This window comes from Teretinema zuelzerae, from assembly GCF_021021555.1.
Lineage (GTDB): Bacteria > Spirochaetota > Spirochaetia > Treponematales > Treponemataceae > Teretinema > Teretinema zuelzerae.
On sequence record NZ_JAINWA010000003.1, the window covers coordinates 1,465,094 to 1,476,488 of the forward strand.

The 11,395-nt window shown below is 57.9% G+C and carries 7 protein-coding genes; 2 read left to right on the forward strand and 5 right to left on the reverse strand.

The genetic code is table 11. The annotated features are described in order from the left end of the window. Positions 1-23: 23 nt before the first annotated feature. Positions 24-2,570: an ATP-binding protein gene (locus K7J14_RS13690; protein ID WP_230757494.1), complete on the reverse strand. Its 2,547-nt coding sequence runs from the start codon at positions 2,568-2,570 to the stop codon at positions 24-26. A 51-nt stretch (positions 2,571-2,621) separates the two neighbouring features. On the opposite strand from K7J14_RS13690, the gene K7J14_RS13695 reads away from it, so the two are divergent. Then, positions 2,622-3,851 (forward strand): dicarboxylate/amino acid:cation symporter, encoded by a 1,230-nt coding sequence (locus tag K7J14_RS13695; RefSeq protein WP_230757496.1) that lies wholly within the window; start codon positions 2,622-2,624, stop codon positions 3,849-3,851. A 99-nt stretch (positions 3,852-3,950) separates the two neighbouring features. Then, on the forward strand, positions 3,951-4,568 hold the full coding sequence (locus tag K7J14_RS13700) for a chemotaxis protein CheD (protein ID WP_230757498.1): 618 nt from the start codon (positions 3,951-3,953) through the stop codon (positions 4,566-4,568). 5 nt (positions 4,569-4,573) lie between these two features. Here the strand turns inward: K7J14_RS13700 and K7J14_RS13705 are convergent, their stop codons facing one another. From K7J14_RS13705 to K7J14_RS13720, 4 genes are all read right to left on the reverse strand, one after another. Next, complete coding sequence (locus tag K7J14_RS13705) at positions 4,574-7,426, reverse strand: DNA translocase FtsK (protein ID WP_230757505.1); 2,853 nt, start codon at positions 7,424-7,426, stop codon at positions 4,574-4,576. 65 nt (positions 7,427-7,491) lie between these two features. Beyond that, on the reverse strand, positions 7,492-8,295 hold the full coding sequence (locus K7J14_RS13710; RefSeq protein ID WP_230757507.1) for an undecaprenyl-diphosphate phosphatase: 804 nt from the start codon (positions 8,293-8,295) through the stop codon (positions 7,492-7,494). Positions 8,296-8,314: 19 nt separating this feature from the next. Next, positions 8,315-10,351 (reverse strand): flagellar assembly lytic transglycosylase, encoded by a 2,037-nt coding sequence (locus K7J14_RS13715; RefSeq protein WP_230757511.1) that lies wholly within the window; start codon positions 10,349-10,351, stop codon positions 8,315-8,317. A gap of 19 nt (positions 10,352-10,370) precedes the next feature. Next, on the reverse strand, positions 10,371-11,339 hold the full coding sequence (locus K7J14_RS13720; RefSeq protein WP_230757514.1) for an Hsp70 family protein: 969 nt from the start codon (positions 11,337-11,339) through the stop codon (positions 10,371-10,373). Positions 11,340-11,395 lie beyond the last annotated feature (56 nt).

The window sequence follows — 11,395 nt, forward strand, 5'->3', positions numbered from 1 at the left end:
TTTCAGTATACCGGCTTCTTGAATCAGGTTACAAGCACATTCGACAAAGCCGTCCGCAATTCTTCAAGCGTATACGGTTTTTGAATCACTCCGCAAAAACCGTAGTCCTTGAAACGCGCCAATACCGGGTCGTCTGAATATCCCGACGAGATGAAAAGGAGGGCGTCCGGATCGAGTGCGCGGATTTCCCGGGCGCAGTCGGAACCGCTCATGCCGTGCGGCACCACCTGGTCCAGGACGCAGAAGGCGAACGGCTTCTCGGCCTTAACCGCCTGCCGATACAGGGCGAGCGCCTGCTCTCCGCTTCTCGACTGAGTTACTTCGTACCCGAGGGACCCGAGCATACCCGCGGCGGTTTCCAACACCATGGCGTCGTCGTCCATGAGCAGAACCCGGGTTCCGTCCAGAACAGCATGGGGATTATGGGAAGAATCGCCGTCGACAAAGTCTGGATCCGCCGGAACGATTATGTTGAATACCGCTCCGTCCGGAGCCGATTCCGCCCAGACCGAGCCTTTGTGGTTCTGGATGACGGAAAACACGATGGAAAGCCCCATGCCGGTGCCCTTTTCCTTCGTAGTGAAAAACGGATCGAAAATATGCGGCTTGATCTCGTCCGGAATTCCCGGCCCCTGGTCCTTTACCTGAATCTTCACGTACGTGTCTCGCGGAAGAGGCAAAGAATCGGTTCCGAGGGGGCACCGGTGCGGCGAGGTTTCGCGAAGATCCAGATTCTCGGCGCTAATCTCGATGATTCCCTTGCGGTCCATCGCCTCTACCGCGTTGCCGACCAGATTCGCGATCACCTGTCCGAACTGGATGCGGTCTACGCGGACAGCCCAAACATCCTGCGGTATATCGAAGAGGCATGCGACAGCCGTGTCGGACACCGCGAGCATGGAGGAATCGACGATGAGGGAGCGCAGGGGGCATACGCTGATGACCGGAGTCCCTCCCCGGGAAAAGGCCAGTAGCTGGCGGGTCATTTCGCGGGCCCGAAGGCACGCGTACTCCGCTTTTTCTATCGGAGAACGGGCGTTGACCTCGCTCACCCGCATTTTCGCCAAACCGATGTGGCCGAGAATGACCGCGAGAATGTTGTTGAAATCGTGGGCGATTCCGCCGGCAAGCACTCCGATCGTTTCGACCTTCTGCTTCCGGGTCAGAGCTTCGCGCATCTGTTCCTGCTGGGTCACATCGGTGACGGAAAGCAGCATGCGGCGGCTCTGGTTCAAATCGAAGGAAACGGCCGAGAGGCGGCATTTCCGCACAATCTTTCCGGGAATGGCGATGCGCGCCGAAAATTCGGGAACCGAGCCTTCCATAAGGACCTTTTCCACGAGAGACGGGATGTTCATCCCGTCCATCTCCAGTCCGATGCCCTGCAGATTGCGCCCCACGAGAGAATGGGTGGGGGTTTCCAGAATCTCTTCGATGGCCGGGTTCGCGTCGGTAATTGTGCTCGAATCCAGATCGACTATCAAAATGCCCGAGGGATTGAAAATGAACATCCGCGAAAACTTTCTTTCCGACAAGGCCAATCCCCGCGCCGCGTATTCGCGATCGGAGATTTCCTTCATGAGCTGCCGGGTAATACGCATATCGGTGGCGGAAATGACGTAGCCGGTCCGGCGCTTGCGCAGATCCACCAGGGAAACAACCCGCAGGTCGACCGGAATTTCCTCGCCGGATTCGGTTGTAAGCCAGGCGTCGATGGACGGGCTTCGCACCGAGCCGGTTTCAGAATCCCGCCAGCAATACCGGATGAGCCACTGCATTCTGCGGGACGCGCTCAGTTCCGGGTGGATGATCAGCTCCTCAATGCCGCTGCCGCGGACCCGCAGCGAGCTGAATCCGCTGAGCTGATATCCCCGACGGTTCATCCGCGTCACATGGCCGGTGGAGTCCAGAATCAGGACAATATCGAAGACGTTGTCCATGATGACCAGATTGTCCTGGCCGGTTATTTCCTCCAGCAGATGAAGCATATTGACGATGATGTGCAAAACCAGATACCAGAGAGAAAGAACCCACAGCAAGCCGGCGAAGGATCTGAAGAAGCTGATGACCAGGCCGAGCGAAAAGGCGGAAAAAACCATCAGGATCCATTCCGCGTCGCGCCGTGCGCGGAAATCGCTCGCGGAACGCACCCATTTTAGCAGCATCCAGAACGTTCCGACCGCGGAAAGAGTTCCGAACACCAGACTCACGCCTATTTTACCGATATGGCCGGGAGCCAGCAGAGTCAACAGGGTGATTACGACCGGAAATGAAGGAGCGTACTTGAAAAAGCGCACTCTCGGGCTGGAAGTCAAGTCCAGAAGGAAGGAAAAATAGAATACCACGCTCGTCCAGCATAGCAATACCATTAACGGAAAGAGCCAAGCCGAATGAGGGTTTCCCGGAGAGAAGGCAAAGAGGGAAGCCGCGACGCTCGGAATTATGGATAACCCGAACGCCCCGAGACGATAATGCACGGAAAGCTTGTTCGGACGCGCCAGATTATAGGCCGCGCAAACGGCTATCAGCACAAGGCTCAACGCCGCGTTCAACAAAAACCAGTTATCCATACGAACCTCTTCTGAGTTGACGGGACTCTGAGCATTGGGTATCCTTCACCAATGAAAATCTGGATAAAATACGCGGCGGGCATCCTGATCGGCATTCTGTTCGCTCTTGTCGCTCCGTCGGAAACACCTTCGTTCGTTGAAACAATAGACATCATCACATCCATGGTTGTTCAATTCGGCAGATACAGTCTGTATCCCTTGTTGTTTTTCAGCTTTGCCGTCGCCGTATACGAACTGCGCGAAAGCAAGTCGCTCTTCCGCCTCGGCGCCATCACAGCCGGAGTTATCAGTATATCCTCAATATTCCTCGCAGTCATTGGACTTTTTGCGGTTTTAGCGCGCAATCCCTCTCGAATTCCCATATTCGTGGAAGCTACCGGCGAGATTGAAAAAATAGGAGTCGCGAACAGCCTCCTCCAGCTCTTCCCCTCGAGCGCCTTCGAAGCGCTGGCAAACGGAGCCTTCATTCTGCCCCTGTGCATCTTCGCGGGTTTCGCCGGCGCGGGCGCGACGGTTGACAAAAACACTTCTAAACCCGCGATGACAATGTTCGACTCGCTTTCCCGCATCTCCTACGCCGTCATGACATTCTTCGTCGATATCCTTTCGGTCGGAATGATAGCCCTGGGCGTGAACTGGATGATCCAATACCGAAGCATGCTCGCGTCGAGAGTTTACTGGGACTTCATCCTCCTGCTGCTCGTATGCCTTTTCGCCGTCGGCCTTGTGCTCTACCCCCTGATCCTCAGACTCGTCTGCGGGAAGATCAATCCCTACCGCGTGCTGTACGCCGGAATCGCGCCGGTCATCGCGGCCTTCTTCTCCGGGGACGCGACAATGACTCTTCCGGTCCTCCTGCGCCACGCGAACGAAAGCATGGGAGTGCGCCGCCGCGTCACTTCCGTCACCCTGCCGCTCTTCTCGGTATTCGCCCGTGGAGGAACCGCGCTCACCGTAATCATCAGCTTCGTCGTCATTCTCAAGTCCTATTCCAGCCTCGGCATAGCGGCCGCGGACATGCTCTGGATACTGATAGCCGCGACGATCCTTTCTTTTTTCCTGGGACGCTTTTCGAGCGGGGGAGCATACATAGCCCTCGCGGCTCTCTGCTCCCTGTACGGAAGAGGCCTCGAAAGCGGATACCTTATTCTGAAACCCGCGGCCTTTTTCATCGGCTCGGTAGCCGCCGCTCTGGACGCCCTGACGGCGATTACCGGAAGCTATATCATCGCGAAAAAGACCGACGTTCTCCATCACCGCGACCTGAGATTCTACATCTAGCGGCCGGCCGAAGAGAGTTCGGCCGCGGGTCGGTCCCCGCCGCGCCGCTTTAACGCCGGCAGGCTTGATTCCCGGGCCTCGCGGCGTTATCCTTAATGCATGACCCGCCCCAAACTCGAATTTACCGATGCTCCCGACATTCCCCGAGTCACGCTGAACCCCGGAATGTTCTACGTCACAGCGAAGACTGAGCTCATCACCACCCTGCTGGGCTCCTGCGTATCCGTATGCCTCCAGGACAAGGAAGCGGGAATTTCCGGCATGAACCACTTTCTTCTCGCGAACCAGCGGTATGCCCGCAACATGCCCGCCAGCGTAACGGAAGCAGGCCGGTACGGAATTCACGCGATGGAAGTGCTCATCAACAGCATGATTCAAAAGGGCGCGAAGCGAAGCAGGCTCAGGGCGAAGGCATTCGGAGGCGGCAACGTCATCAAGGCGTTCGCGAACGACAACTTCAACTGCGTTGGAGAGGTTAACAGCCGTTTTGTGAAAGAATTCCTGGAAACGGAAAAGATTCCGATAGACGCGGAAGATCTGGGAGGGACTGACGGCAGGGTTATCGCGTTCAGAACTGACACCTTCAAGGTGTACCGAAGGTTCATCCAGAAAAGCGCTTCCATCGAGATCGAAAAAGACGAACACAGCCTGTGGGAAAAAGAAATCAAACACCGGGACGCGGAAAAGGACGACAGCTCGGTCATCCTCTTCAACTGACCCCGCTATTTTCCGGGAATATGGATTACCTCGCGGGGCTTTGAACCGTTTGCAGGACCGACGATCCCGCGCTCCTCCATCTCCTCCACCAGGCGCGCGGCGCGGTTGTATCCGATTTTCAGCTTTCGCTGAATGTAGGACGCGCTCGCCTTCCCCGCCAACACAACGATTTCCAGCGCCTTGTCGTAGAGGGGATCGTCCCCTTCGGAAAAGAGGCTCGCGTCGATATCGCCTTCTTCGTCGTCCTCGACGAAGATTTCTTCGTCTATATAATCGGGTTCCCCGAGCGTTTTCACGAATTCGACCACATGCTCGACTTCTTCCTCGGAGACGAAGGCTCCCTGAATGCGGACAGGGAAGGGATCGGTCGCGCTCGCGTAGAGCATGTCTCCCCGCCCCAGCAGCTTTTCCGCTCCGACCTGATCGATGATGATGCGGCTGTCCATCTTGGACGCGACCATGAAGGCGATGCGGGTGGGAATATTCGCCTTGATCAGTCCGGTGATGACGTCGATAGAGGGGCGCTGGGTCGCGAGAACCAGGTGGATGCCGACGGCGCGGCTCATGGCGCACAGGCGGGCCACCGTGGATTCAAGCTCCTTGCCGGTGGTCGCCATGAGGTCAGCGAATTCGTCGATGATGACCACGATGTAGGGCAGCCGCTCGGTCGCGATGTTGCGCTCGCGGATTCTGCGGTTATAGCTTTTAATGTCGCGCACCCCCATGCCGTCGAGCATGGCGTAGCGGCGCTCCATTTCGCACAGGCAGTATTGCAGGGCCTGGAAGGCCTTTTTCGGCTCGGTGATGACCGGCGAAAGAATATGGCCGATGTCGTTGTAGAGCTTGAGTTCGACGATCTTCGGATCGATGAGCAGCAGCTTTACTTCCTCCGGAGAGCGTTTGTACAAAATGGACAGAATGATCGAGTTTACGCAGACGGACTTTCCCGAACCGGTGGATCCCGCGATCAAGAGGTGCGGAGTGGAAGCAAGATCCAAAAGCTGGGCCTCGCCGGAAATATCCTTGCCCAGAACCACCGGAATTTCCATCTTCTTCGCGGAAGGCGTATCCGTTTCGATCAACTCGCGGAAGCTGACGATGGCGCGCTTTACGTTCGGAACCTCGATCCCGACCGCGTGCTTGCCCGGGATGGGTGCGACGATGCGGACGCTCGAAGCCGCGAGCCTGAGCGCGATATTGTCCTGAAGGCCGACGATGCGTGAGAGTTTCACGCCGGGAGCCGGTAAAATCTCGAACATCGTGATGACCGGCCCCTTCCTGATTCCGGTGACGTCTGCCTGTATCCTGAACTCGTTCAGCGTATCTTTCAGGGCGGCTGCCGCCCGGCGGGTCGCGTCGTCGATGATCCAGTACTCCCCGTCGGGGTAGGAGGTGAGAATCTCTACCGGAACCCGATAGGAAGCTCCGGCTTTATGCGCGGGAGGAGAAGAGAATTCCTCGGGAAGGGAGATAGCCGGAGATTCGGCCGCTTCTTCGAACAAAACGTCGTCGATGAAATCGTCGACAAGGTCTTCGTCGACGAGATCCTCATCAACCAGGTCCTCATCGACCAGATCCTCGTCTGCCATGTCGTCGTCGCTTATTTCTTCGTCGGCAAGATACGGATCGGGCAGATCGGCTTCGTTGTCCGCGGCGAATTCGGGTTCGTCGTCGGGCTGATCGGTTTCGTCGAAATTTTCGCCGGGAATCGGGTCGCCCTGCAGGGGCGCTTCATTTTCCCCGGCGGAAAATTCTTCGTGAACCGGTTCGGAGACGAACTCGTCGGCCAGCTCTTCGTCGGGCAGGATATCGTCAGAGAGGACGTCAAGATCTTCGATTGTGCTCGTGACCGCGTGCCTGCTGAAGTCCACATAGACCGGCGATTCGATTTCCTTTTTTACGACCGCGGCGGTCGGCGCTTCGGCGGTCAGTGATTCGGAGGTCGGCGCTTCGGAGGAAGCAGGGACGGAAGGGGCAGGCTGGGTTGCCCGCGAGACAGTTTCGGATGCGGGCCCTGAAGGCATTCGCGATTCAGGAGAGGATTCCGCCTGAGGCGGGATCGATTCTACTTCAGGGGCGATGCCGGCTTCTTCCTCCGCCTCCGCGATGGTTTTCATGAGGGGGTCTTCAAACGAGGGCTTTCCTGCGTTCACGTCGGGGAAGCTGAAATCGTCGTCCAGGGAAGCCATGGAATTTTCGGTTTCGTTCTCTTCCGAAACCACTTCTATCCCGTACAAAGCTTCCGGCGAGGCGAGAACGTCTTCTCCATCCGCTGTTGCAGGAACCGGCGAGGCGAGCGGATCGGAGAGCGTGGAAGCGCGCGGTCGCGCATAATCCGGTTCTTCCGTGCTCCGGCCGCTGTCCTGCGGTGTTTCGCCGGCATGATTCGATTTCGAACCAGCGCCGTTTTTGGACAAAAGTAGATCGGCGATATGGATGGACGCGAGGATTTCGCCGAATACCGCGAAAAGCGCGGTAAGGACGATCCCTATGTGGGCCCCGGACAGAAGGATCGAGCCGGCGAGGAGAACGGACGCTTTTCCGTAGAGGGCTTCAGCCAGGGCGACAGTGAAAAATGGAACGGGAAACGAGGCGAAGAGCACGCCGGCGCGGAGCGACCACCCCGGCACGAACAGCGCAATGGCGGCTCCGAGAAGAAAGGCGGGAACGAGGAAGGACGAATAGCCGTAGCCCGCAAGGAGAATTTCTCCCGGCAAAAGCAGCCAGCCGGCCGAACCGTCCAGAGGAAAAAGAACGAACAGAAGGGAGGCGCACAACAGAGCCGCCGCGGCTATAAAGACTGTTCCGAGCGCAACCAGGACGATCCGTCTGCCGTCGTTTGTTTCATCATTTTGCATCGCTATACTCCCGCAAGGTGTCTCACTCGATCAAATCGGAACGCACGGAGAAACGAGGCGAACCGTTAGACAAGCGTAAAATAAACGGCCAGCGAAATTCCCATGGGCACCAGGTAGAAGGCGAACCAGCCCAGCCTGCCCCGATTTATCAGGGCTAAAAGGAATTTCAGGGATGCCAGGCCTACCACAAAGGAAGACAGCATCCCCGCCGCCAGTGAAACGGCGGAAACCGTTCCCATGAGAGTATCGGCATCTTTTACCTCGAGGATAAATGCCGCGAGTATCGCCGGGATCGCTAAAAGGAAAGAAAATTCCCCCGCCTTTTTCCGGTCGATTCCGCACAGGAGGGCGGCGGATATCGTGCTGCCGGAGCGGGAAATGCCGGGAATCACGCCGATTCCCTGCGCCGCGCCGATTATGAGGCCCTGAAGGATGCCGGGCTCGGCGGGAGCCTTTTTAGACTGATACCGGCCGGAAAAAAACAATACAAGGCCGGTGCAGACGAGGGCGCAGGAAATCCAGAAGGGCGGAAGCGTTTCCACCACATCCTTGATCGAAAAGCCGATAACCGCGGTTACAAGGGTCGCCGTAATAAGGGCAAGGATCAGCCGGCCTTCCGCCTTGTCTGATTCGAGCGGCTTCCGCGCGGCGTAGCGCCAGACGGTCAGCAGGAGTTCGGCGATTCTCCGGCGGAACACGACCAGGACCGCGAAGAGAGTCGCCAGATGGAGGCAGACGTCGAAAAGGAGAGGAACCTCCGAAAGGTTCATGAAATGGGCGGCCAGGGCGAGATGGCCGGAGCTTGAGACGGGCAAAAACTCGGCAATGCCCTGCAGGGCGCCCAGAAAAACAGCCTGTAAAATAGTCATGGAAGGATTCTCCGGTGGTTCAGAATATGTCGCGGACAGCCTGTCCGGCGTTTTTTTGATTGTAAAGATACCCGTAAACAGCCGAGGCCGCAAGCACCTTCCGGCCGTAATCGCGCGTTTCGGCAAAGGGGAGGCTTTCAAGAAAGAGATCGGGCGGAAGGGTTCCCGAAATGCGAACCCATGAGCGCAGGCGGGAAATTCCCGCGTTGTACGCGAAAAGGGCGTGCATGATGTTTCCGTCGAGGCGGCCGATCAGTTCGTCCAGATAAAAGGCGCCGAATCTGATGTTCGTCGCGGGATCGGAAAGGTCGTAGTCGGCGACTTTCAGCTTGCGCGCGACGTCCCCGGCGGTTCCGGCCATCAGTTGCGTTAAGCCCTGAGCTCCGGCGCCGGATGAAACCGCGGGCCGGAAGAAGCTTTCCGTGCGGATAAGGCCGTACAGGAGAGCGGAATCGACTTTCTCGGTCCGGGCGGCCTCCACCAGGTCGAGCCAGGGCCGGGGATAAATAAACGAGAGATCCTCCCGGGTGATTTCGCGATCGGCAGGACGGACGGATTCGAGAACCAGCAGAGCCGCGTCGTCGTAGCGGCCCGCCTCCGAAAGGCCTTCCGCAAGCTCGCGCGCGTATTCCGGAGAGAGGGATGGAAAGCGTTTGTGCGCCATGGGCAGAACCAGCTCGGGTAGCTTCCATTCGATGAGCGAACGGAAGACGGCCATCCACTCCTCCTGCCGCTCCGCAAGATCGCCGGAAAAAGAGGTTTTTTTCCGGACGACCGCCCCTTCGGGGTTCTCCAGGGGAATTCCCAGGGCGTCGGCCGCAAGAAGCCGGTAATAGAGTGTTGTATGATCCCGCTCCCATACCGCGCGCAGAAGCCGCTCTTCTTCCTCCGGAGGCAAAACGCCTGAGCGTGCAAGAAGATAATCGAAGCGAACCTGCGTGTCTCCGTCGGCATACGGGCCTGTTTTTTCGGCCAATTCGCGGAGGGATTTCCAGTCGCCGGCACGTACGAGTTCAGCGGTAAAGGAAGCGAGAAGATTCGAGAAGGCCGGAGAATCGGTCCACAGGGGAGCGGCAAGGACGAAATCCGAGAGCCGTTCGGCGCGGGATTGAGTGCGGCCGAAATCGAGCCGATACCAGAGGGCGCTGTCCCTGTCGGCTGCGCTGTCCGCATAGGCATGGGCCTTGTCCATGAATTCCCGCGAGCGCGCCCCGCCGGTTTTTTCTTCGAGCCTCGCGGCGTAAAAATACAACACATGGGAGGCTTCCCGGAAGTCGCTTTGGGCGAGCGCGGCGCAGCGGCCGGCTGCGGAAAGAAGGAGATCGCGGGCAAGAGCGGCGTCCGGAGCTCCCCTGAAGGCCGCGTTTCCCAGATCGGAAAGAACGGCGCGGGGCAGGGCGGCGTCGACGCCGGCGGGAAGGTTTTCCAACACCGGGCGGGCAATCGTCCAGGCAGGCCCGTAGTCGCGCTCTGCCATGGCGATCCGCAAGCGAAGCAGCTCTGTCCAGGATCCCTCTATACCCGGCTTTTCAAGCGCAGTGCGGGCCGCGGAGAGCAGATCCCGATCCAGCGGCCGCGAAAGCACCCAGAGTACGCCTTCCGGCACATCGGAATATCTTCCCGAGACGAACAAGAGCCTTTCGCGCTCGGCGGCGAGAGAAGCAGCCTGCAATTCGGGAAACGAGCCGTCGGTCGAGGGGGAGCGCAACGCGCTTTCCGCTATCTCCAGCCGATCCTCGATCGCGCCGGAAGCGAGAATCGAGGACAGAGCCAGGCTCCTCCAGGGTTCAGGCGATTTTTGCGCGGCAAGCCGGAAGAAGGCGCGCGCCTCGTCTACCCTTCCCGCTTTTTGGAGATGGGAGGCGAACAACCAGGCGGCGCCCGGAGACGACTTCAAGATACGGGAATACCGCGCGGGAGGAATTTCGTCAAACCAGGAGAAATCTCCCTTCGAGAGCGAGTCTGCGATTGAATCAAAGGATTTTCCCCACGCGCCCTCCGGAACGGAGGCGGGAGAGCAGGAAATCAGGAGCGACAGGAACGCTGAAATGAACATCCAGCGTCCCTGCGGTCCGTTACTTCGGCGGAATGGTAAGATAGGTTCCAGAAATAATCAGGTTCGGATTCTTGATCTTATTGTACGTTGAAATTTTCTTGTACAACCAGGGATTTCGGTAATAGGTCTCCGCGAGATCCCACAGGGTATCGCCCCACTTGATCTTGTAGCGGATTTCCTTGGCCTCGGGAGCGGGTTCAGGCTGAACGGGAACGACTACCGGCTCTTCCGATACGACGGCGACAGGCTCTTCCTGGGCAACCTCTACGGGAGGAGGCGTCTGAACCTCTGGAAGAGGTTCCGGTTCGACGGGCGTTTCCACGACCGGAACCACGGGAGCCTCGACGGTTACCGGCGCCGAACGCGCCGATTCCTGAAGGGTTCTATTCAAGAGCATCACGCGCGCTGAGACGAAAAGCGCGAGAACCAGAGCGAGTACGCCGATCGCGAGGATGAGGACGCACAGCCATGCGGGCATGAAGATGCCGTTTCGTTTTTCTTCTTCTTGTGTCATTTCGTATAATCCCTCCGGAGCGGTTCCGGGAACCGCGCCTTCTGTCACTACATACCGATGATCCGGATCCTCGCCGAGCGGGAGGTCGGAATTTATCGGGGTCAAGTCAAAATCGGGCAAATTGTAGAGCGAATCCTTATCGAGAGTTTCAAGGGAAACAGTGAGAACCTGCCGGGTGTTCGAATCGAGATCCACGGCTTCGGCGGAAAGCTCGTTGTCCTCGTCGAGTGCGAGAGTCAGTTCGATGGTGGGCTCGCCGGAAGGCTTCTGAGCGATATCTTCGATCATCAGAGTGCCAACATATTCGGCTTCGGAGATATCCTCCGAGGATGAACGGAACAGATTGATTTGAACGCTCGTCTGATCGTCGCGCACAGTGGTCAGATCAAGCGCTTTCCGGGCAGGGATTCCTTCTTCAAGAACAGGGAAGAACTTGCTGTCCGCCAGTTTAATACCAATAGACGCAGCTGCCATGGCCGTACCTCTTTTTATCAATCTCTTACTATTTACTGTAGTATGCCGGCAAGGCT

What these genes read in the sequence shown, in the direction of transcription:
- K7J14_RS13690 (WP_230757494.1), bottom strand. Translation starts at nt 2,570, where the DNA reads ATGGATAACTGGTTTTTGTTGAACGCGGCGTTGAGCCTTGTGCTGATA.
- K7J14_RS13695 (WP_230757496.1), top strand. Translation starts at nt 2,622, where the DNA reads ATGAAAATCTGGATAAAATACGCGGCGGGCATCCTGATCGGCATTCTG.
- K7J14_RS13700 (WP_230757498.1), top strand. Translation starts at nt 3,951, where the DNA reads ATGACCCGCCCCAAACTCGAATTTACCGATGCTCCCGACATTCCCCGA.
- K7J14_RS13705 (WP_230757505.1), bottom strand. Translation starts at nt 7,426, where the DNA reads ATGCAAAATGATGAAACAAACGACGGCAGACGGATCGTCCTGGTTGCG.
- K7J14_RS13710 (WP_230757507.1), bottom strand. Translation starts at nt 8,295, where the DNA reads ATGACTATTTTACAGGCTGTTTTTCTGGGCGCCCTGCAGGGCATTGCC.
- K7J14_RS13715 (WP_230757511.1), bottom strand. Translation starts at nt 10,351, where the DNA reads ATGTTCATTTCAGCGTTCCTGTCGCTCCTGATTTCCTGCTCTCCCGCC.
- K7J14_RS13720 (WP_230757514.1), bottom strand. Translation starts at nt 11,339, where the DNA reads ATGGCAGCTGCGTCTATTGGTATTAAACTGGCGGACAGCAAGTTCTTC.